This window comes from Shewanella piezotolerans WP3, assembly GCF_000014885.1.
In the GTDB taxonomy this organism is placed as follows: Bacteria; Pseudomonadota; Gammaproteobacteria; order Enterobacterales; family Shewanellaceae; genus Shewanella; species Shewanella piezotolerans.
Window position 1 is genome coordinate 3,305,680 of sequence record NC_011566.1, and the last position, 22,740, is coordinate 3,328,419.

Below are 22,740 nucleotides of genomic sequence, written 5' to 3' on the forward strand. Positions count from 1 at the left end.
GCTATATAGCTTCTTTATCCATATTCAATCGAAAGAATGATTTTCTAAACTTCTAAGCGTCTCAATTAACTAATAATTAACAATTTTTTAGCTCTGGTCGGAGTTGTTAGCTTGCCCTTACCTACCTAAGATGCACTGGTCTAACAAGTGGATCTTGCAGTTAATTTCAAATTAACACCTATATAAGCAAGACCAACAATAATAGAGATGATAATAATGAAGTATTTCAACAAGACTCTTATCGCTGTATCAGTTGCTTTAGTAAGCACACAATCAATGGCTGCTGGTTTCCAACTTAACAGCCAATCAGCAACAGGTATCGGCCGTGCTTTTGCCGGTGATGCTGTCATCGCTGATAACGCATCAGTGCTATCACGTAACCCTGCTGCTATGGCGTTGTTTGATGAAAAGCAATTATCAATGGGTTTAACTTATGCTGACGTAGAAGTAGAAGTTAAAGACGTGGCTATGGGTGATGTGCATTTTGGTAGTGTACCAGATGCTGCAGAAGCAAAGATTATCCCTAATTTTTACTATGTCAGCCCAGTCAATGACAAGTTCGCCTACGGCGTTGCTATGTTCAGTAACTTCGGTACAGGTACTGATACAACTGAACTTTCAAATAATATCATTGGCGGCGTAATACCAGCACCGATTGATTTGCTTGGTAAAACAGAAGTAACAACCATTAACTTTAATCTAAGTGCTTCTTACCGCATTAATGATAACTTTAGTGTAGGTGCTGGTGTTGATGTTATTTACGGTGAAGGAACGCTTACACGTGGTGGCGCTACACCATCGCTATCAGATCCTCAGCATACCGAACTTGTTGATGTAGACGCTGATGGTGTTGCATTTGGTGGTATCGTTGGTGCTGTGTACGAATTCAATGAAAACCACCGCATTGGTGCCAGCTACCGCTTTAGTCCAGACTTTAAAGCAAGTGGTGATATCAGCATGACAGATCCGCAAGCTGGTCCAATCATGTTTGATGAAATCAATATCCCAATTCCTGATATCTTCCAAGTAGCTGGTTTTCATCAGCTAACTGAAAAGTTTGCTCTGCATTACACTGCGCAATTGACTACTTGGGGTGATTTCCATGAAATCAGTGTAACTGATGGCACAATTGGTGGCGCTCCAGTTGCTCCAGAAGCAAGTCTTAAGACTTATGCTTGGGATGACTCTTGGTTGTTCAGTGTCGGCGGTACCTATACTTTGAACGACAGCTGGACATTACGTGCAGGTTACATGTTTGACCAAGGCGTAGTTGGCGAAATCAGCTCTATTTCCATTCCTGATTCAGACCGTCAATGGTATACAGCGGGTGCTACCTACAACTTATCTAAGCACACCAGCTTAGACTTCGGTATAGCATTTGTTCGAGGTGAAGAGACTGACCTTGTTGAGTACAGCGCAATTTATGGTGCTAACCCAACTCCAATTAACGCAACAACATTGTCAAACGCAACGTATTACTCAATGCAGTACAACTACAAGTTCTAAGTTGATTATTGAGTAAACCGAAAGCCGCATTTTTGCGGCTTTTTTATTGCCTCGATGAACTGCTTTTAATTTTACCAATTTAATAATCCTTGCTAACGTTAAGCTTGTTCATATTCATCTCGCTTTAACTTGCAACATGAGTATATCTATATAGATGGAACTATCTGTTATGACTAAAAACAATGCTGTTTCTGCCTTTATTCTTGGTGGCTTACTCTGCCTAGGCATGGTGTTACTTGGCAATACCATTGGTGATAAGCTAATTAAAATGAAATCGATGGAACGTACGGTAACCGTTAAGGGGTTAGCCGAAAAAGAGGTACGTGCCAATATTGCCATCTGGCCAATCAGGTTTACCGAAGTCGATAACGATCTCGATAGCCTCTACGTAAACGTACAAACTAAGACTGATAAAGTCGCCGCATTTTTAAAACAGCAAGGTTTTGATGAGTCAGAGATCACTATCTCACTGCCCGCTATTGATGATCGATTAGCCCAAGGTTACTCAGATCCGAATGTGAAGTATCGCTACTCAGCTCGAGTCTCGTTATCACTCTATACCGATAAAATTGACCTGTTGTTGTCAGCTCGTACAAAAATGCTGTCGCTTGCCAAAGAAGGCATAGCGATTTCAGATCAAGACTACAACAGCAAAGCTCAGTTCCTATTTACTAAACTCAATGACGTTAAACCAGAGATGATCCAATCGGCGACTCAAAATGCACGGCAGGTGGCGGAAAAGTTTGCAAAGGACTCTGACTCTAAATTAGGAAAAATCAAAAAAGCCGCACAGGGACAATTCAGCATTAACGATAGAGACAGCAATACGTCTTATATAAAGAAAGTACGTATTGTGTCGACATTGACTTATTACCTAAACGACTAATTCCGATATTTCAGCCATTTAGCACAATGTTCTATTGTGCTTTTTTTTCTAAAAATCATTCCATCGCATTTTTCTAATGAATAGTTATTGCACCATAGTTTCACATCCATTAGAATAATCTCATGGATGTATTTACGGTTGAACAACTATGACGGCTTACCCTACCCCAACATTTACAGTTTTGCTTTTTTCACTGCTATTAAACTTTTCCTATACTGCAGTAGCGGCAGAACAAGCTCAAGAAAGCAGCGAAACCACAGTGACAGTTAACTACCAACACTATCCAAACTGGGTTGCTTTAGATGCCGTTATCGAACCAAGTAAAGCGGCAACCGTATCAGCACAAACATCGGGACGGATCATCAAGCTTAACTACGATGTTAATGATATTGTTGCTGAAAATGCCGCGCTACTGGAAATCACCAGTAAAGAGCAAGGTGCACATTTAGCGAGTGCAGAAGCCCAGTATGCCAAAGCCAATGCGCAAAATATCGAGGCTCAAGCTCAGTTAAAACGTTATAAGACCTTATTCCCACAAGGCGCAATATCTGCTGGCTCAATGGATGAAGCACAGGCCAATGCGAAATCAGCTCAGCAAGCAGTCAGTGCAGCGAGAGCGGGTATCGTTCAGGCCACTGAGTCACTGAAATATACCGCAGTCAGTGCACCATTTTCAGGTATTGTGACCAAAAGGCATGTCGAACAAGGCGAAACGGTCAGCCCTGGGCAGCCACTCTATTCCGGTTATTCATTAACACATATGCGGGCCGTTACTCATGTACCACAGCGCTATATTGACGCTTTGAAACAGCTGCCACAATTCCAATTAACTCTTGCCGATGGTACACAGATAGTCAGCGATAAGCTCAATATGTTTAGCTTTATTGATCAAGTCAGCCACAGTTATAAAGTGCGTATAGAACTTCCAGCAGATACCGCCGGCTTGATCCCTGGTAGCCTAATAAAAGCTCGCTTTATTAGCGGGCAACGCCAAACGATGTTCATTCCTAAATCATCATTGATCACCATTAACGACCTAACTGGCGTTTACCTGCTGCAAAATAAGCAATGGGTGCTCAATCAAGTCAGACTCGGTCAACAAAATGGTGACGACGTTGAAGTGCTAGCAGGCCTATCCAATGAAGATGTTATTGCCAAAGACGCCTATCAAACCTTATTGCAGGTTCAAAAGCAGTCAAAGCCATAGGAAGTTAGAAGAAGATGAATAATAACAATAATAGCTTAGGGATCTCCGGCAAGATTGCTGCTAGCTTTCAGCAAAGCGCTATCACCCCTTTACTGGCGCTACTTGGCTTACTGCTTGGCCTCTTTGCCGTACTGGTTACACCAAAAGAGGAAGAACCACAAATAGATGTCACTTTTGCCGACGTTTATATTCCGTTTGCTGGCGCAACACCCGCTGAGGTTGAAAGTTTAGTCACCTTGCCTACTGAGCAAATAATTTCTGAACTTAAAGGGATTGATACTCTTTATTCATTCTCGCAGCCAGATGGCGCGATGTTCATCGTCATCTTTGAAGTGGGTATAGCCAGAAACGACGCTATCGTTAAGCTCTATAACCAGATCTATGCCAACTTGGACAAACTGCCTTTAGAATCAGGCGTTGGTGAACCACTGATTAAACCTCGTGGCATTGATGATGTACCGATTGTTAGTTTAACCCTTTGGTCAAAAGATACTGCGATATCAGCTGAGCAACTCACTCATGTTGCCAACGGTTTAGAAACTGAGCTTAAAAGGATCCCCGGAACGCGAGAGATAAACTCTGTCGGTTCACAACAGCTAATCGTTAATGTTCGTATTGACCCGATTAAAATGAACTATTACGGCGTCTCATATGATGAAATCAATAATCGGTTAAGTAGTAACAACCATGTCTCTATGCCAGCTTCTCTGGTACAACAAAACCAACAGATTAAAGTGCAAACAGGCCAATTCATCAACAATCTTGATGATGTAAAACAGTTGGTAATTGCTGTTCGCAAAGACAGCGATAATCAAGCTGCGCCGATATTTCTCGCCGATATTGCAGACATCACATTAAAAGCAGATATTCCCAGCCAAACTGCTTGGCATGGCGATAAAGACAATATCTACCCTGCCGTCACCATTGCCATTGGCAAGCAACCAGGCGTTAACGCCGTAGATATTGCTGATGCCATTCTTGAGCGCGTCGATAAAGTCGATAATATCTTATTGCCAAATACGGTCAATATTTCAGTGTCTCGTAACTACGGCGAAACGGCTGGTAACAAAGCTAATACACTTATTCTAAAGCTGATTTTTGCAACCTCTGCAGTGGTCATATTAGTGCTACTCACCATGGGCTTTAGAGAATCATTAGTAGTTGGAATCGCCATTGTCATTACGCTTGCGCTGACGCTATTTGCCTCTTGGGCTTGGGGGTTTACCTTAAATCGAATCTCCCTGTTCGCACTTATCTTTTCGATAGGTATTTTGGTGGATGACGCCATTGTTGTGGTTGAGAATATTCACCGCCATATGGCAATGGGTAAAAGAAGCTTTAGCGAGCTCATCCCCATTGCCGTTGACGAAGTCGGTGGACCAACCATTCTGGCAACCTTTACAGTCATTGCAGCATTGCTACCGATGGCGTTTGTATCAGGGCTTATGGGTCCATATATGAGCCCTATTCCTATAAATGCCAGTATGGGCATGCTCATCTCTCTTGCAGTCGCCTTTATGGTCACCCCTTGGCTCAGCCGTAAACTGTTAAAACACGATGTAAATCAGGCTGACAATAAGACGGCGAAACAAGAAATGGAAAACGGCGGTGTGATGGTACGCACCTTTAATCGACTAATTGGACCGTTTGTAACAGGGAAAAATGCTAGAAAGGCACGCTTTGGCTTAGCCGCTGGGATCTTCGTTCTTATCGCTAGTGCCGTTGCACTGCCTATTGGTAAGTTAGTAGTACTCAAAATGCTGCCTTTTGACAACAAGTCAGAATTTCAAATAATGGTCGATCTCCCTGAAGGCACGCCAGTAGAGCAAACCCAGAGAACGTTGAAAGCACTCGCGCAGCACCTAAACACCGTTGATGAAGTTGATAACTATCAACTTTATGCGGGTACCAGCGCACCGATGAATTTTAATGGCTTAGTACGCCACTACTTTTTACGTCAAACTCAGGAGCTTGGTGATATTCAGGTGAACCTAGTTGATAAACAACATAGGGACAGAGACAGCCACAGCATTGCTTTAGCGGTTAGAGGGCCGCTGCAACAGATAGCCAAGCAATATAACGCTAATGTCAAAGTGGTTGAGGTTCCGCCAGGGCCACCTGTTTGGTCGCCTATTCTCGCTGAGGTTTATGGCCCGAGTGAAGCGATTAGAGAAAAAGCAGCCAATCAATTACAAGCGCTATTCCATCAAACTACCGATGTAGTAGATATTGATATCTATCTACCTGCAGCGCAGGCCAAATGGCAAGTTAATATAGATAGAAGCAAAGCGAGCTTGCTTGGTGTTGAATATGCTCAGGTGGTCGATCTCGTGGCCACCAGCATTGGCGGTAAAGATATTAGCTACTTGCATATGCCCAAGCAAAAATACCCAGTGCCTATTCGTATTCAGCTCAAAGAGTCTGACAAGTTCAACTTAGAACAGGTAATGAATCTCACGATTAAAAATAGCGAAGGCCAAGCTATTGCAATGTCTGAGTTACTGAATATTCAGCACGGTACCATCGATGCGCCAATAATCCACAAGAACATGATCCCGATGATAATGGTAGTTGCCGACATGGCGGGTCCGCTCGATAGTCCGCTATATGGCATGTTTGATATGGTCGGCAAAATAGACGCCGCTAATGGCCTTGGATTTGAGCAACACTATATTAATCAACCCACAGGGCTCGATAGTGTCGCGGTGCTGTGGGATGGCGAATGGAAAATAACCTATGAAACATTCAGGGATATGGGGATCGCGTATGCTGTCGGCATGATTGCAATATACTTGCTGGTCGTCGCACAGTTTAAGTCCTATACCGTACCACTCATCATCATGGCGCCGATCCCTCTTACGGTTATTGGCGTTATGCCTGGTCATGCATTACTCGGGGCACAGTTCACTGCAACGTCGATGATCGGCATGATTGCACTTGCTGGAATAATCGTTCGAAATTCAATCCTACTCGTTGATTTTATCCACCAAGAAACTGCTGCAGGCGTACTGTTTGAACAAGCCGTTATTCACTCCGGCGCCGTTCGAGCAAAGCCTATTATGTTGACGGGAATGGCAGCGATGATCGGCGCGCTTTTCATTCTAGACGACCCTATTTTTAATGGCTTAGCGATCAGCCTTATTTTCGGCATTCTCGTATCTACACTGCTAACGCTAGTAGTCATCCCAGTGCTTTACTATGCGGTGATGAAAAAGCGCTATCAATAATCAGTTGTCATACCGCGTGCTGATAGTCGGCACGTTTTTAATCAAATGAACTTAACACTGTGAGAGGTAACACTATGTCTTTAGAACGCGCCATTATGGCTTTTGCTGGAATGATGATTTTGCTTTCACTTGCTTTAACTTTATGGGTCAGTCACAACTTTGTCTGGTTAACAGCGTTTATTGGGGTAAACTTAACCCAGAGTGCCTATACTGGGTTTTGTCCTGCAGCCATTGTTTTTAAAAAGTTTGGTTTTAAGTCAGAGGCCCAATTAGCGACTGATTAGATAATTGTTTTTGCATTCATAAAAAATCAAGGGCTGTTAGTTAGCCCTCATCAATACCAATGCGGAGCAACATCAAAAGTCGCCAAATAATAATATTAAGGAAAATTGATGAGTTACATGCATAAACTCCAATATAAACGATCAAATGTCATCGTTTTTACGGCACTAACTTTTGTGCTATTTATGTTTAGCAAATTTGCACTGGCAGTAGATAAAGATGTTGAGCAAGCATGGCAAAAAATTGATGCTGGCGCCTTGATTGTGGATGTGAGAACCGCTGAAGAGTTTGCACAAGGCCACCTACCGAACGCAATCAATATTCCTTTTGAGCAGATCGCAAAGGCTTTTGCTGAGAGAAAAATCGCAACAGATAAGTCTGTGGTTTTGTACTGCCGCAGCGGCCGTCGTAGTGGTATAGCTAATGATGCCCTGATCAGCGCCGGGTATAGTCATACATACAATGGTGGCGGTTACCAAATGCTCATGCAGCGACAACCAAAATAAGGCTAAGTAATAACACCCAAACCAATTGTAATATACTATAAAACTATAAGTGTTAACTGTTTTTACTAATGATTAATTCAATGACAGAGGCCACTCTTGCGTGGCCTCTTCTTTCATCTTAATGTAAGCATTAAAAAGTTACACAGTTAGCATTTTCAACTGCAAGCACTCTATTAAAATGCCTCAATCGACTCTTTAAACCCAAACGAGCGATATATCAGTAAGATCCACCTGTAAACAGGCAGGGCAAACATTTCCCCCCTTCAAATTAAGCACTAATAAGAATAAGTTATTACTAAATTAAAAACACAGTTAATACTCTTTAATATTAGTAACCTACAAGTAGCTCCCTTGACTCAAGCACAAACGTATACTTAATACCATCAATATCTACCACTTAGCCACCCGAATGAAAAATCAACCAAACCGACTAACAACCCGATAAACAGCTAAATGCAAGTATAACTATTCACGTAAAGAAATCTGTCCACCTAACTAAAAACACGCCATCAACAGTTAACATCTATTTTACAACTGTAACAACTATAGATACATTCTTTAGCGCAGTAAGTGATCACGAGATCCTCTACTGCAAATACTATAAGAAACAACCAAATATCCTGATTAACATGGAAGACAGTTATGACTACAAGTAAAGTAACAACAGCATTAAGCCTGTCCGTTCTTGCACTTTCGATCTCAGCAAGTGTTAGCGCGGCTCCCTCTTTCACTCCTGGTTTACACAGCAGTGCAGCCCAAATTAATAGCGAAAACCCGCTGCCTAAGCGTTATATCGTAAAGTTTAAAACTGCAGACGCTGCCGCTGGCTTTTCAATGGCAACAAATGCTATTGATGACGCAGAGTATCAACCAAGAGCCAACGAAGTCTTTTCTCACTTCCGCGCGCTTAACAGCGTCTCCGCAAAAGAGATGAAGCGCATTGGTCGCAGTAACAGCTATACCGTAAAGTTAGATAGTAAGAACATTCAAGCGCTTAGATTCCGCGCTGATGTTGATTATGTTGAAGAAGATGTGCCACGTCGTCTGCTAAGCGAAACAACTCCTTGGGGGCAAACTTATGTCGGGGCAACAACATTAAGCGATAGTCAAGCAGGCAACCGTACCATTTGTATCATTGACTCTGGTTACGATCGTGGACATAACGACCTTAATGCTAACAATGTAACAGGCACAAACAACTCCGGAACCGGAAACTGGTTTGATCCAGGTGCGGGTAATGCTCACGGAACACATGTTGCGGGCACAATTGCAGCTATTGCAAACAATGAGGGCGTTGTAGGCGTAATGCCAAACCAGAATGCCAACATTCATGTGATTAAAGTATTTAATGCTTCAGGCTGGGGTTACTCATCCTCTTTAGTCTCTGCAGTCGATACCTGTGTTAGCAACGGGGCCAATGTAGTAACAATGAGTTTAGGGGGTTCTAGCTCAAGTAATACTGAGAAGAATGCCCTCGCGGCGCATGAAAGTAATGGCGTGTTGCTTATCGCTGCTGCGGGTAACGCGGGTAATAGCACACACAGCTACCCTGCATCCTATGATGCTGTGATGTCTGTCGCTGCAGTTGATAGCAACAAAGATCATGCAGCATTCTCTCAATTTACCAACCAAGTTGAAATCTCTGGTCCAGGTGAAGCCATTCTTTCTACCGTCACTCGAGGCGAAGGTCGTCTAGCAGACATCACGATTGCTGGTCAGTCTTACTTTGATAACGGCGTGGTTCCACATAACCGTTACGTGCAATCAGGTTCGAGTCATGTACCTACCCCATTGATTGGTAGCGTTACCGCGACACTTGCTGAATGTACCGTTAACGGCAGCACTTTCAACTGTGGCAACATGGCAAACAAGATCTGTCTTGTAGAGCGTGTTGGTAATCAGGGAGCAAGCTACCCTGAAATAGATGCTGTGAAAGCGTGTAACTCTGCGGGAGCAAGCGGCGTGATAGTTTACAGTAACAGCACACTGCCTGGCCTACAAAACCCATTTCTAGTTGATAGTAATAACGAAGCGCCTATCGTTTCGGTCTCTGTTGACCGTGCTACAGGTCTTGCCCTTCGCAATCAAATTGGCGCGTCAGTTACGGTTGCCAACACTGATAACGAAGATTACGAATACTACAATGGTACTTCTATGGCGACCCCCCATGTATCAGGTGTAGCAACACTTGTGTGGAGTCATCATACGCAGTGTAGCGCAGCACAAATTCGAGCAGCACTCAATGCTACAGCGGAAGATCTTGAGACCGCTGGCCGTGATAACAACACAGGCTATGGCCTAGTTGACGCTGTTGCAGCAAAAGCGTATCTAGATGAGTCTTGTACGGGTCCAACCGATCCAGGTTCTGGCGGTGGCGATAACGAGCTAGTCAATGGCGTAGCTAAGTCTAACCTATCTGGCGCTAAGAATGATGAACTGCACTACTCTATCGACGTACCCGCTGGTGCAACAGACTTAAGCTTTAACATGAGCGGTGGTACTGGTGATGCTGATCTGTACGTTCAGTATGGTGCAGCGCCAACGACTGATAGCTATGATTGTCGTCCATGGAAAGGTGGCAATATTGAATCTTGTCCAGTTACAACTGCACAAGCCGGCACCTACTATGTGATGGTGCAAGGTTATAGTACGTTCAGTGGCGTTAACCTCGTGGCAAACTTCACTGAAGATACGGGTGGCGGATCAGGCGGAACTGGTGGCGCTGCAACCTACACCAATAACAGCAGTTACAGTATTCCCGATAATAATAGCGCTGGTGTCACCAGTACTATTGCAGCATCACGCACAGGGGATTCTGGAACCGTGACTGTAAAAGTAAACATTAGTCACACCTATATTGGTGACTTACAAGTCGAATTGCATAGCCCTACGGGCCAGATAGCCATACTGCATGACAATACCGGTGGCAGTGCTAACGACATAGTAAAAACCTATACCGTCGATATGTCTGGAGCCGACTCTGCGGGTAATTGGCAGCTAAAGGCCGTAGACAGTGCAAGGCGTGATACGGGCACAATCAACTCATGGGAGCTAAGCTTTCAGTAACCCCTGACCTTTGTTAGAAGTGAACTTTGAGAGCCTTAGTTAAAGGCTCTCTTTTTTTGCTCTGCATTGATAACATTTTCGCTGATAAAACTGATATAATTACTGCAATAGCATCTGCAATGAACATACACCATGACCCAAGTAAACAACCCATTACACGGTATTAAGCTAGAAGCCTTACTGACTGACCTCGTCGAGCATTATGGCTGGGAAGAGCTTGGCGAGCGTATTAACGTGCGCTGCTTCAAACATGACCCAAGTATTAAATCAAGCCTAAGATTTCTACGTAAAACCCTTTGGGCGAGAGAGAAAGTCGAATACCTCTACCTTAAGATGAACAAGCTACCTTTGCCCGCTAGAAAGCCTAGAGAAGATGGCTATCAAGCCAGTGATAAAACATTACGCACGGCGAAGAACAAAGCAGCAGATAGGCCTAGCAAAGACTCAGATGATAACTCTCAAGTAAATGCCAATATCTGGGGCAATTAACATCTATTACAGACAGTAATAAAAAGGCTTAACAATTAGTATTGTTAAGCCTTTTTATTTAGTCGTTTTACCCGTTCAACCTGCACAATTTAAGAAAAGCTATATTGGGAAGTCAAATATAAGTCGCCAAACCTGCACTCCATCTCCCGCTCGATAGCTAATACCAAACCGGCTCATATTAAATAGATCCCAGCCAATTGGCTTTGAAAATGCCAGCGTTATACCAGCCTCAAGGCTATTGGTTACTAATACATCTTCCTCAAACGGTGTGACAAACCTAAGCTTATCAAAATACCAATAACCCGCGACAAAAAATCTTGGTTCAATACCTACATCAGCTACTTGGAAGTGATAATTAGTCCCTATATCGACCCCTGATTGAATGGCTGAATAGGTCTCGCTTTGAGCATCATCAAGGCTATTATAACCAGCAAAAAAAATGCGGTTTACCCAAACAGGGTCAGTCTCCCTTAACTCAAAATCGAGCAAACTCGACATCCCAGCAGAGTATATAATGACGTCGTTACCATTAGTGGTATTTGTTCCGAAACCTAAGTCAGCGTAAGTTTGAAATTCATGGGTATCGGTAGTTTTTACTCGATACTCGATCCCAGGTGTAAACGTTGCCGTTCCGACGCTGTCAGGAAAGTCTCCATCAGGAATATCGCTCCAGGTAAAATTGAAAAATCCCAGGGAAATTGGCGTCCGAAGTACTAGGGACTCCGTCTCCGACCGTTGTAGTTCGAAACTCAAGGGGATATTAACAACAGTGGCATTTTGGCCAGAGGTTTGATAAACACCGCTACCTAAATAGTTAGCAAAAGCATAATGACTGTAATCCGTTTCAGCATTAACAGGGGGGATAAAAAGCAACAGCAAAACAGAAAGGGAACGCACAAGGGCCATCATTAAAAATTAACTTAACTGGTCTCTAATAGATAGCCCTGAATATAGCGGTATAACCTTGAAAAATCCACGGTTAATGTAGCTTAGTCTTTACCTTCTTCGGTAAAATGATGCTCAGACATCATATGACCCAATTCAGTAGATTTGGTCTTTAGGTAACCTTCGTTATAACGATTTTTACCGACCTGCAGTGGAACACGCTCAACGACCTCTAGTCCAAAGCTTTGCATCGCTTTTACTTTTCTAGGGTTATTGGTCATCAGTCTGACTTTACTGATACCGATCTGCTCCATCATCGGGATGATCATGTCATATTTACGCATATCTGCAGCAAAACCAAGGCGCTCATTGGCCTCTACGGTATTTGCGCCACCATCTTGTAGCTCGTAAGCACGGATTTTATTGAGTAATCCAATACCCCGCCCTTCTTGGCGTAGATATAGGATAAACCCCTGTCCTGCTTCAGCGATATTCTGCATTGCTGTTTGTAATTGGAAACCACAATCACAACGCAAACTGAAAAGCGCATCACCCGTTAAGCACTCAGAGTGAATACGGCCTAAAATAGGGCTTTCGGCATCAAATACGCCTAATGTCAGCGCAACATGCTCTTTACCTGTCTCGCTATCTTCAAAGCCATGCATTTCAAAAACACCCCAAGGTGTTGGCAATTTAGACGACGCGATATATTTAATCGACATGATAAAACCTTAACGACTACTCTCATTCCCTGAGACTGCTGAAATCCTAGTAACGATATTATTTTCAAACCAAACTTGCTGAAGAATTAAATCTAATGTTAGACATTACAATGAACAGGAATACGTTAGACAAATTACAAAGCATTTCAGCGCAGCATAAGCTGCGCGTCTATACATAACCTTGAAGCGGCTCACTAAATGAATAACTTAATAGGCATTTAGCCTAAAATTCTTTCGGTGCAAAGCCTGTTACTTGCTTGATGCCCATTTCTCGACCAAGTGCGGTCATTGGATGCACAACCACTAAACCACGAACAGACTTCTTCAACTTGCCCATGTCAGCTTGCTCGGCTTTGGTCAATACACGGCTAAATTTGAGGTCTTTAACCGACGCACCTTCTTTACCTAACTCACGACTCTGCTGATTTTTAACATTAGCTATGCGCTTAGTTAACGTAGCAATTTCACGTTTAAATTGGATTATGACCCCAGGATCATCACGCTTTTCAGCTGCTGCCAACTTACGACGAAATTTGTCGAGCTTATCGTTGAGCGTTTGCAGCTCCTGCTTTAAATTCATTTACAAACCTTAAATTCAAATCTAAATAACTTATCTAGAAACAAAAACAGCCTCAAAATATTTTGACGCTGTTTATCATTATTGCCTTATTATAACAGCATATAGGCCAATATTACCTAGTGTTTATGCTTAGCTTATCTTAGATAATGGATCACTTGGTTACTACTACCTTTAAAAACTAAGCTAGGATCGGCAAGAGATTGCTCAAATTTGCCATCAACTACCACATTAACCAATTCAACAATGGCTTGCTGCTCGGCGGTTAACTCATCAAGCAGATAGCCTGTCCACAACCAAATATCTTTACCTGGACATTGTTCTTTAACTCGCGTGACAAGCGCAAGTATGGCGCTGAGGTTACCAGGAAATAGTGGATCACCGCCTGACAAAGAAAGACCACGTCTTTTAATGCGACTATCATTGAGATCGTCAATAATGGTTTGCATCATCTGCTCATCAAACAAGTGACCAGAGCACGGATTCCAAGTTGACTGATTATAGCAACCACGGCATTGATGCTCGCAACCAGAAACAAATAGCGTCGCTCTAGTACCTGGACCATTAATCACATCAGTTTGATAGTATTGATGATAATGCATAAAAATCTCTTTCTAGATAACAAAAAGGTGCCTATGAGAGCACCTTATTGGATTTGCCGCACACGCTATATTAAAGGTGCTTAATACGGCGCTTAACCTCTTCTTGCTTACCATAATTAAATGGTCTTGCATCAGGGCTACCTAAATAGCCGCAGACTCGGCGTGTTACCGATACTCTGCTAGGTTCATGGTTGCCACATTTAGGACAGGTAAAACCTTTGCTGGTACAGCTAAATTCACCGGTAAATCCACAGTCATAACACTCATCAATCGGTGTATTCGTGCCGTAATAAGGCACTCTTGAATAGCTGTAGTCCCAAACATTTTCCAATGCTTCAACATTGTTCTGCATATTGGGGAACTCGCCGTAACAGATAAATCCGCCGTTTGCGATTTCAGGGTAAGGTTGTTCAAAGTCAATCTTATCGTACGGGTTGACTTGCTTTTCAACATCTAAATGGAAACTGTTAGTGTAATAACCTTTAGCAGTTACTCCCTCTACAACACCGAATACTTTGGCATCAAGATTACAGAAACGGCTACACAAGTTTTCACTAGGGGTGCTATAAAGGCTGAAAGCGTAACCAGATTCCGCTTTCCATTTATCGGTTGCCGCTTTCAAGTATTGAATCACTTCAATTGCTTTAGCACGCAACTGCCCGTTGTCGTATAGATGCGTTTCGGTGCCATAAAGTGCATTAATGGTTTCATGCAAGCCAATGTAACCGAGCGAAATTGAAGCGCGGCCATTTTTAAATATCTCAGAGATATCATCATCAGCGCGCAAACGAACACCACAAGCTCCTTCCATATAAAGAATCGGAGCGACTCGTGCTTTTACGCCATCTAAACGCTCTATACGAGTATCTAGTGCCTTGCGAGCAATTGCTAAGCGCTGATCTAAGATGCGATAAAATTCAGCTTCATCGCCTTTGGCCTCAAGTGCTACTCGCGGTAAATTTAAGCTTACCACGCCAAGGTTATTACGCCCTTCATGTACTAGCTCACCCTCTTCTTCAAACGTACCAAGGAAGCTACGACAACCCATTGGAGTCTTAAATGACCCCGTTACCTTCTCAACTTGTTCGTAGTTGAGGATATCTGGGTACATACGCGTTGTGGCACACTTCAATGCAAGTTGCTTGATGTCGTAGTTACAATCGCCATTTTTGTGGTTAATACCATCACGAATGGCAAAAACTAGTTTAGGAAATACCGCAGTTTTACGATTCTTACCTAAGCCTGCAATACGCACTTTCATCATCGACTGTTGAATAAGTCGAGACTCCCAAGACGTTCCCAGTCCAAAACCAAAGGTAACAAATGGCGTTTGACCATTGGCGGTATGCAATGTGTTTACTTCATACTCAAGTGACTGAAATGCATCATGACACTCTTTTTCGGTCAATGAAGTCGCAAATGCTTTGGCGTCTGTAATACCCCAAGTTAGCGCAACTTGATAATGCTTGTCGTAACTTTTGGCAACGAAAGGCGCTAACACTTCATCAATACGGTTAATCGTAGTGCCGCCATATATATGGCTAGCAACCTGAGCAATAATCTGCGCGGTAACAGCTGTCGCCGTAGAAATTGATTTAGGTGTTTCAATTTCAGCGTTGCCCATCTTAAAACCTTTGGTCAACATGCCACTGAGATCAATCAACATACAGTTGAACATCGGGAAAAATGGCGCGTAATCTAAGTCATGATAGTGAATCTCGCCTGACTCATGCGCTGCTACAACATCTTTTGGCAATATATGACATTTGGCGTAGTGTTTAGCCACAATGCCAGCTAATAGATCGCGCTGAGTTGGGATTACTTTTGAATCTTTATTGGCATTTTCATTCAAAAGCGCAGCATTACTCTGCTCAACAAGACCACGGATCTCTTTATTGAGTCGACTGCTGACTTCGCGCTTTATATCTCGATCGTGGCGGTATTCAATGTATACCCGAGCCAATGATTTATAAGGGCCTTCCATCAATAAGTTTTCGACGGCATCTTGCAGATCGTGGATGTTTATTTCATCTAGCATAGCGACAGAGTCGGCAGCATTTTTTGCTACTTTTTCTGCATAGGCGCTATCATCAATACCTGCCGAGTTAGCAGCTGCTATCACTGCATCTTTAATCCTTGTTTCGTCAAAAGGCGTGCGGTAACCATCCCGTTTAATAACCACTGGCATTGTAAAGCTCCTATTTAGCATCATCCACAAGCAACACTACATATAGTATTACTTTAAATCAAAATCACAATATGTGGCGCATTAAGCTATAAAAAGACAACGAGTACTTTGATCCAGATCATTATTTTACACAACGAAGATAATAAGAAAAAATAACTGGGGACGATCCCGCTTATCTAAAATTATGCCCTTGACGATGGCAATTAAGACCGCTAGTAGCAGGATAAAATTGGGATAAATTGTGGATAAAAACCAAGATGACATTAACGCCTTAGTTTAACTCTTTGCCATGGCGGCAGGAAATGAGTTTAAGCCGCTACAAAACGCTATTATCACGCCGTAAAGTCGACACAATAATAGCCTGATTAGTGTTAAATACTATTTCGTCTTTTTAACAGGGAATGCCTTATTTTGTATGGAACAAAATAAACCATTTAATCGTATATCCAAACCCTATAACGAATCATACAACGTTTTGCCAATTTTTTACCTCAGCCGCACTAAGTGAGCACCTCAGTCTTTCCACTTCTGCTTTGCGTTGGCTTAAAAGGGAATAACCATCTCTTTACCAAAGCGCTTTGAATTGAAAAGACTGAGGGGCTCTGAACGGGTCAAATACTTAATGCAAATGGTATTAATGCCGTTTTGCCAGTGCCAGATAACTGTTTAGCTGACCAGTTGCCTGTTGATGCTCACCCGTCATTGAGGCTAGCTGCATTAATGACTTAATGCCTTGATATTGGTTTTTCTGTTGATCGGTAAGTGTTCTATCTGACTCCAGCAGTGCTGTAATGTCACTTGCCACTCGATTAGCTTTTTGGGCTACCACTGGCGATTGAATCGCATCCATAGTACGCATAACCCACTTTGCTTCATCTAAAGTACCGGCCAATTCACGATCTTCACTACTGTTGGTGAGTGTCGCACGCTGCTCATCAATAAAATCAGCTAAAGATTGCTCTTCAGTCGGCGGAATATCAAAGCCACTATTGGTCAAGCGATTCAATTGTCCATCAGACAGAATGCCATCTTGATATAAGCGTTGAATAAGGTTGGGGAGCTTTTCAGTGCTAAAGCTACCATCTTGGAAGAAATCTTTCGCTATCGCTTCGATTTTTTGCGCCCGCTCTGCACGGCCCGATAACACAAGACCGTTATCGTCTTTACTCGGAGCATTTGAAGCTGATGTTTTAGCACTCGCATTAACGCCTTGAATGCCATTAGCACTATTAACACTTGATTGGCTGCCAGAAGCGCCGTAGGCATCGGCGAGAACTGCACCGCTATTAACAGGGTTATTGATACTACTTAATGGGTTCATCGTCAAAAATTCGGCGTTAGCTTAATCATGCAGCGATTAAAGCAGGAACTGTGCCGCTTTTTAAACGATCAAATTGACTGGTTACTTTTGGTTCAATTGCGTGGTCAAGTTTAAGCATAACACGCGCAGAGACTCAATCTCCTGCTCGGTCATACTCACCTTCTCTAATAGTGTTTGCTTTTGTGACAATGCATCGGCTTGCAGCGACAAGCCGGTGGTCGTTAATGCGATCACTTTTTTACGTTCATCGGTTTCATCAGGTAGTCGCTGCAGAAACAATTTTATCTCTAATCGCTTTACGATTGGTGACAACGTTCCCATATCCAAACGTGTAGCTTGAGATAATTGCGTCATGCTCGCTCGATCTTTTAGCCATAGCGCTTGCATAACCAAATATTGTGGATAGGTCAATTCATACTGGTCCAACAGGGGGCGGTATGCACGCATAAGTGCATTGCCAGCGGTATACAGCGCAAAACATACGTTATCTGATAAACATGCTGGGCTATCATTATTTGACACTTTGTTATCCGCCACTAGTTTCTCCCTCGATTAAGTGTGGCAATTTTACCTGACTAGCATTAACAACACTAGCCAATCCGCACTTTACTTGCGCAAAAATAATTTGCGCGCAAACTATTTACATCGCTCTTAATCTTTAGTTATGATGCGAGCAATTACTTTGTGCGCAAACAAAAATAAAGGATCACTATGAACGCTAAGCAAATTCAACTGAAATCTCGCCCTGAAGGCCTGCCTAACGCCAACAATTTCGCTGAAGCTGAAGTGGCATTAGCTGCGATTAAAGACGGTGAGTTTTTAGTTAAGAATCTATGGATGTCCGTCGACCCATACATGCGTGGTCGCATGATTGATAGAAAAAGTTACATTGCACCTTTTGAAATAGGCGCTGTACTTGAAGGTGGCGCAATTGGCGAAGTAATCGAATCGAACAATAGCGAGTTCCCAGTTGGCAGCAAAGTTAACAGCATGCACGGCTGGCGCAGCCATTATGTTACTGACGGTACAGAGATCACTCGCCTACCACAAACACCGATCAGCGAGTCACATTTTTTAGGTGTGCTTGGCATGCCAGGTATGACCGCTTGGACAGGCCTTAACCGTATCGCGGAGCTAAAATCGGGGGAAACCTTATTTGTCTCTGCAGCATCCGGGGCCGTTGGTAGCGTTGCGGTACAAATAGGCAAACTAATGGGCGCCCGAGTGATTGCATCGGTTGGCTCTGATGAGAAGGCTGAGCACATAAAATCACTCGGTGTAGACGCTGTTATCAACTACAAAACCTGTGGCGATCTTACGGCAGCACTTGCCCAAGCCGCGCCAGAAGGGATTGATGTCTATTTCGAGAACGTCGGTGGCGAACACCTAACTGCTGCACTTAACAATATGAAAGACCATGGTCGTATTGCAGTTTGCGGCATGATTGCACAATATAATGATACGGTGCCGACCCCAGGACCGGCAAACTTAGCACAAATCATTATGAAAAAGCTGAAAATTGAAGGCTTTATTGTGTTTGAACATTGGGCACATTACCCAGAGTTTGCCAAGCAAATGGGCCAATGGTTAGCGGAGGGCAAAGTCACCGCTGAACAAACGGTTTATGAGGGGCTGTCAAATGCACCAGAAGCCTTTATCGGATTGTTCGAAGGTAAAAACCGCGGCAAAATGATTGTGAAGTTGACTTAATTAATACTTGATAACGGCAATAAAAAAGGGCTTTAAGCCCTTTTTATTGCCCCATTTTTAAGGTTTATTCGGTTATTCGATGTGGCGCTAAAGCAGCTTCAATAAGATGCGCAACTTGCTCTACAGCCGCCTCTCCTGCCGCAATAGCTTCTTCCGCGCGATGAAACTCCATAGTACCAATATCACCTAGATCCGGCACAATACAAATATCAGGCGGATCACCCATTAATCGAGCTCTTTTATGCCGTTGCTCCAATATATCCATAGACTGCGACATTACCGCTAACATTCCAGGGTTTGGGCTTTGGCTATTTTCGAGCTTTTGACTCAATGAAAGCTTATCAGTCAGGCCGCTAATATAGTCTCTTCCCCGAGCTAACAGATCAGTAAAACCTTTCTCTTGATGCTTTTCAGCTTCCGCTTCCTCCTCTGTAGTAGGCTTGTTACTCTTCATATTAACGGGTAATACTTGCAATCGGCCACGGCGCAAACCATGAAGATCAACCGCAATCACAATATCGACCCCCATTGCACGACTAACTGACACAGGAACAGGGTTCACTACAGCGCCGTCCACCAGCCAACGTTCGCCGACTTTGACGGGCGGTAAAATACCGGGCATAGAGCATGATGCTCTCACCGCATGGCGTAAATCTCCCTCTGTAAACCAAATCTCTTGTCCTGAATAAAGATCGGTAGCGACTGCTGCAAATGGTTTTTTAAGCTGCTCAATCTGTATATCGCCCATGCGTTTTTGCAGTACATCAAACACTTTTTCACCACCGATTAAGCCGCCTTTACGCCAACTCAAATCCATGAGTCCCAATACATCCCAGCTACTAAAGCTACGCACCCAGCCTTCTAGCTCAGCCAAATTATCATTAGCATATGCGGCGCCTACCACAGCACCAATAGAGCAACCAGCAATTTTATCAGGGTAAACACCCAACTTAGCCAGCCCATTCAACACACCAATATGCGCCCAGCCCTTTGCTGCACCACTTCCAAGGGCTAGCCCTATTCGAACCGAATGATTTTTTTCTGACACGATTTTTGACTCCTACAGCCAATATTAAGCTCAACCTAACAATGCTAGTGTTTTGATCGACGCCGATTTTACCACTCTAATGTGCTCTTCAGCTACACTCAGCCTATCCTAAGCGTTTAATTCAACTTCTTTAAAATAAACTTAATCGCTAGTCATAGCCCTGCTCTATCTATCTAGGCTATAATACGCGGTCAGATTATTTAAGGAGTTCACCTTTGCAATTCACCGATTTTTCACTGGATCAACGTCTGTTACAAACATTAAAGCACATGGGAATAGACACCCCAACCGAGATCCAGGAACAAGCCATACCTATTGCCCTTGCAGGCAAAGATCTAATGGCATCATCTAAAACAGGTTCAGGCAAGACCTTGGCATTTTTGCTACCTGCAATGCAAAGGATGATTTCGTGTAAAGCATTGAGTAAGCGCGACCCTCGCGCGGTTATTTTGCTACCCACTCGTGAGCTGGCAACCCAAGTTTATAGTCAACTGCGTTTATTAGTTGCTAATACTCAGTTTAAAGCCACTAAAATTCTTGGCGGTGAAAATTTCAACGACCAAGCAAAAGCACTGGCTCGTGACCCACATTTTGTTGTGGCCACACCGGGTCGCTTAGCCGATCACCTGAAACAACATCACTTGCACCTCAATGGTCTTGAGCTACTTATCTTCGATGAAGCCGACCGTATGTTGGACTTAGGTTTTGCAGAACAGCTTAAACAAATTAACAATGCGGCCGATCATAAACGTCGCCAAACACTGATGTTTTCGGCAACACTTGATCACGGTGATGTCGATGAAATCGCCGCTGAGCTGCTTAAAACCCCAGAACATGTTGCTATTGGCGCTGGTAACTTAGAGCACAAAGATATTACTCAGCGTATATTCCTTTGTGATCACCTTGATCATAAAGAAGCGTTATTATCGCGCATTTTAAAAGACGAACAGCAAAAGCAGATCATCATCTTTACCGCGACTCGACAAGATACCGACCGCCTAGCGAAGAAACTTGCTGATGATGGCTTTAAAACGGCCTCACTCAGTGGCGAGCTAAAGCAAAGTGCCCGTAACCAAATCATGGATGAGTTTAGCCGAGGTTTACAACAGATATTGGTGACTACTGATGTCGCATCTCGTGGTCTAGATTTACTTAACGTATCTTTAGTGATCAACTTTGATATGCCAAAATTTGCCGAAGAGTATGTCCACCGTATTGGACGTACTGGACGAGCTGGCGCTAAAGGCGACGCGGTTTCATTAGTCGGCCCTAAAGATTGGGTTAACTTTACCCAAGTACAAACCTTCCTTAATAAACAGTTTGCTTTTAGTGAACTTGAAGGGTTGAAAGGTAAATTTACCGGCTTGAAACCAAAAGCAAAGAACAACAAGAAAGCAAAACCTGCCGCAGCAAAGAAAAAAGCAGCAACCGCCAAGAAAAAATCTTCGGCTAAAGCTACAGCTAATCGCGATAGACGCTTTGCAACAGGCGTCGACGTCGGTGATGCACCTATGCTTAGAAAGCAAAAAGCTAAGCTGCAGGATACACCTGAAGATTAATAAGCTGCTTATATAACGCTTTATAGCCGCTGTGATAAAATACTATCACAGCGGCTTTTTATTAGGGGCTGTTGACCTTTCGAGCATAGTTTTTGTTCAATTATTTACCGTCAGGAATAATTTATTTTAATACAAGCCTTGAGCGGTGCTACTTAACTGGCAAAGCGAAAGCTCGTAACACATGCTAGTCATAAAAGAATAAAAGCATTGAAACGCCCCCGAAAGGCCGCGCTTCTTGGCTATTTTGACTGTGTTGTAGGTTAATTGCGGACAATAACTAAACGACGTCGCGTCCGCCTTGTCAAAGTAGAAGATTTATTTAGCAATCTTTTCTAACCAGTTTTTGTCTGCACGTTTTATATACAAAGCGGTATCTTGTAACCATGTCTCCCGCACGCCAAGGCTATAATTTAAGTAAAGCTTGTTGTTTAATATGGTAAAGGCATTTGGATCAGTATCCACCACAAAACCTTTCGACATGCCATAGGCACAGTAACCACCGTATTGTGGTAGGTATTGTTGTTGGTTTTGTTCAAACAACAATTTATGTTCTTCACTGCTAAAAAGCCATTGGGTATCTTTATAATGGCTGCTAAATTCAAGGTTACCCTTAACTGGTTCCTGCTCAGTAAAATAAGCAACCACGTCGTAGCCATTAACTGCGATGCCTTCATTTTGAAACGTAGGTTCACCGCCTAAGCTAGTACAGCCAACTAAAACCAAACTCAACAAAATAGCCGTTAGATTGTAGATCCGTTTCATAATTTCCCTCTCTCCCATTACACATTACATAACCAACTAGACCGAGCGACGGCATAACGTATTTCATTACTACTCATTTAAATGAAGTTAGCTGAAATGTCATACAACAAACCAAAATATATTTGCAATATGCCAATGCTAAACGCTGACCACTGAGCAAAATAACGCTACAATATGCGCAATATTGTTATTGTTAA

19 protein-coding genes are annotated in these 22,740 nt (G+C 43.1%); 10 read left to right on the forward strand and 9 right to left on the reverse strand.

Annotated elements, in window-relative coordinates:
* The first annotated feature begins 216 nt into the window (after positions 1-216).
* From SWP_RS14100 to SWP_RS14135, 8 genes are all read left to right on the forward strand, one after another.
* A complete protein-coding gene (locus SWP_RS14100; RefSeq protein WP_044555944.1) occupies positions 217-1,506 on the forward strand; it encodes an OmpP1/FadL family transporter in 1,290 nt (429 codons plus the stop codon).
* Between the two features lie 169 nt (positions 1,507-1,675).
* A complete protein-coding gene (locus SWP_RS14105; RefSeq protein ID WP_020913213.1) occupies positions 1,676-2,392 on the forward strand; it encodes an SIMPL domain-containing protein in 717 nt (238 codons plus the stop codon).
* A gap of 148 nt (positions 2,393-2,540) precedes the next feature.
* Entirely contained in the window at positions 2,541-3,599 is a 1,059-nt protein-coding gene (locus SWP_RS14110) for an efflux RND transporter periplasmic adaptor subunit (RefSeq protein WP_044555945.1), read from the forward strand.
* Between the two features lie 14 nt (positions 3,600-3,613).
* Positions 3,614-6,826 (forward strand): efflux RND transporter permease subunit, encoded by a 3,213-nt coding sequence (locus SWP_RS14115; protein WP_020913215.1) that lies wholly within the window; start codon positions 3,614-3,616, stop codon positions 6,824-6,826.
* 74 nt (positions 6,827-6,900) lie between these two features.
* Positions 6,901-7,110, forward strand: a complete 210-nt coding sequence (locus SWP_RS14120; protein ID WP_044555946.1) for a YgaP family membrane protein — start codon at positions 6,901-6,903, stop codon at positions 7,108-7,110.
* Positions 7,111-7,293: 183 nt separating this feature from the next.
* Complete coding sequence (locus SWP_RS14125) at positions 7,294-7,614, forward strand: rhodanese-like domain-containing protein (RefSeq protein WP_228371159.1); 321 nt, start codon at positions 7,294-7,296, stop codon at positions 7,612-7,614.
* 642 nt (positions 7,615-8,256) lie between these two features.
* Positions 8,257-10,680, forward strand: a complete 2,424-nt coding sequence (locus tag SWP_RS14130) for a S8 family serine peptidase (RefSeq protein ID WP_020913218.1) — start codon at positions 8,257-8,259, stop codon at positions 10,678-10,680.
* Positions 10,681-10,812: 132 nt separating this feature from the next.
* A complete protein-coding gene (locus SWP_RS14135; protein WP_020913219.1) occupies positions 10,813-11,169 on the forward strand; it encodes a VF530 family protein in 357 nt (118 codons plus the stop codon).
* A 99-nt stretch (positions 11,170-11,268) separates the two neighbouring features.
* Here SWP_RS14135 and SWP_RS14140 read toward each other — a convergent pair whose 3' ends face one another.
* The 7 genes from SWP_RS14140 to SWP_RS14170 all read right to left on the reverse strand — a co-directional run bounded on the left by SWP_RS14140 (position 11,269) and on the right by SWP_RS14170 (position 18,001).
* Positions 11,269-12,078: a hypothetical protein gene (locus SWP_RS14140; protein ID WP_020913220.1), complete on the reverse strand. Its 810-nt coding sequence runs from the start codon at positions 12,076-12,078 to the stop codon at positions 11,269-11,271.
* An 80-nt stretch (positions 12,079-12,158) separates the two neighbouring features.
* Complete coding sequence (ribA, locus tag SWP_RS14145; RefSeq protein ID WP_020913221.1) at positions 12,159-12,776, reverse strand: GTP cyclohydrolase II; 618 nt, start codon at positions 12,774-12,776, stop codon at positions 12,159-12,161.
* A 223-nt stretch (positions 12,777-12,999) separates the two neighbouring features.
* Positions 13,000-13,356 carry a YibL family ribosome-associated protein gene (locus tag SWP_RS14150; protein WP_044555947.1) on the reverse strand — a complete coding sequence of 119 codons (357 nt, stop codon included), beginning with the start codon at positions 13,354-13,356 and terminating at the stop codon, positions 13,000-13,002.
* Positions 13,357-13,490: 134 nt separating this feature from the next.
* Complete coding sequence (gene nrdG, locus SWP_RS14155; RefSeq protein WP_020913223.1) at positions 13,491-13,955, reverse strand: anaerobic ribonucleoside-triphosphate reductase-activating protein; 465 nt, start codon at positions 13,953-13,955, stop codon at positions 13,491-13,493.
* A 70-nt stretch (positions 13,956-14,025) separates the two neighbouring features.
* A complete protein-coding gene (gene nrdD / locus SWP_RS14160) occupies positions 14,026-16,143 on the reverse strand; it encodes an anaerobic ribonucleoside-triphosphate reductase (RefSeq protein WP_020913224.1) in 2,118 nt (705 codons plus the stop codon).
* Between the two features lie 634 nt (positions 16,144-16,777).
* Positions 16,778-17,464, reverse strand: coding sequence for a hypothetical protein (locus SWP_RS14165; protein WP_044555948.1), 687 nt, complete (start codon positions 17,462-17,464; stop codon positions 16,778-16,780).
* Positions 17,465-17,545: 81 nt separating this feature from the next.
* Positions 17,546-18,001: a MarR family winged helix-turn-helix transcriptional regulator gene (locus tag SWP_RS14170; protein WP_020913227.1), complete on the reverse strand. Its 456-nt coding sequence runs from the start codon at positions 17,999-18,001 to the stop codon at positions 17,546-17,548.
* A gap of 174 nt (positions 18,002-18,175) precedes the next feature.
* On the opposite strand from SWP_RS14170, the gene SWP_RS14175 reads away from it, so the two are divergent.
* Positions 18,176-19,174, forward strand: coding sequence for an NADP-dependent oxidoreductase (locus SWP_RS14175; protein WP_020913228.1), 999 nt, complete (start codon positions 18,176-18,178; stop codon positions 19,172-19,174).
* A gap of 64 nt (positions 19,175-19,238) precedes the next feature.
* Here the strand turns inward: SWP_RS14175 and rssA are convergent, their stop codons facing one another.
* Entirely contained in the window at positions 19,239-20,222 is a 984-nt protein-coding gene (gene rssA / locus SWP_RS14180) for a patatin-like phospholipase RssA (RefSeq protein ID WP_020913229.1), read from the reverse strand.
* A 215-nt stretch (positions 20,223-20,437) separates the two neighbouring features.
* Between rssA and SWP_RS14185 the strand changes: the two genes are divergently transcribed.
* Positions 20,438-21,781: a DEAD/DEAH box helicase gene (locus tag SWP_RS14185; protein WP_020913230.1), complete on the forward strand. Its 1,344-nt coding sequence runs from the start codon at positions 20,438-20,440 to the stop codon at positions 21,779-21,781.
* A gap of 315 nt (positions 21,782-22,096) precedes the next feature.
* Here SWP_RS14185 and SWP_RS14190 read toward each other — a convergent pair whose 3' ends face one another.
* Entirely contained in the window at positions 22,097-22,543 is a 447-nt protein-coding gene (locus tag SWP_RS14190; RefSeq protein ID WP_020913231.1) for a YHS domain-containing (seleno)protein, read from the reverse strand.
* Positions 22,544-22,740 lie beyond the last annotated feature (197 nt).

What these genes read in the sequence shown, in the direction of transcription:
- SWP_RS14150 (WP_044555947.1), bottom strand. Translation starts at nt 13,356, where the DNA reads ATGAATTTAAAGCAGGAGCTGCAAACGCTCAACGATAAGCTCGACAAA.
- SWP_RS14135 (WP_020913219.1), top strand. Translation starts at nt 10,813, where the DNA reads ATGACCCAAGTAAACAACCCATTACACGGTATTAAGCTAGAAGCCTTA.
- SWP_RS14140 (WP_020913220.1), bottom strand. Translation starts at nt 12,078, where the DNA reads ATGATGGCCCTTGTGCGTTCCCTTTCTGTTTTGCTGTTGCTTTTTATC.
- SWP_RS14100 (WP_044555944.1), top strand. Translation starts at nt 217, where the DNA reads ATGAAGTATTTCAACAAGACTCTTATCGCTGTATCAGTTGCTTTAGTA.
- SWP_RS14190 (WP_020913231.1), bottom strand. Translation starts at nt 22,543, where the DNA reads ATGAAACGGATCTACAATCTAACGGCTATTTTGTTGAGTTTGGTTTTA.
- SWP_RS14125 (WP_228371159.1), top strand. Translation starts at nt 7,294, where the DNA reads ATGTTTAGCAAATTTGCACTGGCAGTAGATAAAGATGTTGAGCAAGCA.
- ribA (WP_020913221.1), bottom strand. Translation starts at nt 12,776, where the DNA reads ATGTCGATTAAATATATCGCGTCGTCTAAATTGCCAACACCTTGGGGT.
- nrdD (WP_020913224.1), bottom strand. Translation starts at nt 16,143, where the DNA reads ATGCCAGTGGTTATTAAACGGGATGGTTACCGCACGCCTTTTGACGAA.
- SWP_RS14120 (WP_044555946.1), top strand. Translation starts at nt 6,901, where the DNA reads ATGTCTTTAGAACGCGCCATTATGGCTTTTGCTGGAATGATGATTTTG.
- nrdG (WP_020913223.1), bottom strand. Translation starts at nt 13,955, where the DNA reads ATGCATTATCATCAATACTATCAAACTGATGTGATTAATGGTCCAGGT.
- SWP_RS14105 (WP_020913213.1), top strand. Translation starts at nt 1,676, where the DNA reads ATGACTAAAAACAATGCTGTTTCTGCCTTTATTCTTGGTGGCTTACTC.
- SWP_RS14175 (WP_020913228.1), top strand. Translation starts at nt 18,176, where the DNA reads ATGAACGCTAAGCAAATTCAACTGAAATCTCGCCCTGAAGGCCTGCCT.
- SWP_RS14115 (WP_020913215.1), top strand. Translation starts at nt 3,614, where the DNA reads ATGAATAATAACAATAATAGCTTAGGGATCTCCGGCAAGATTGCTGCT.
- SWP_RS14130 (WP_020913218.1), top strand. Translation starts at nt 8,257, where the DNA reads ATGACTACAAGTAAAGTAACAACAGCATTAAGCCTGTCCGTTCTTGCA.
- SWP_RS14165 (WP_044555948.1), bottom strand. Translation starts at nt 17,464, where the DNA reads ATGAACCCATTAAGTAGTATCAATAACCCTGTTAATAGCGGTGCAGTT.
- SWP_RS14110 (WP_044555945.1), top strand. Translation starts at nt 2,541, where the DNA reads ATGACGGCTTACCCTACCCCAACATTTACAGTTTTGCTTTTTTCACTG.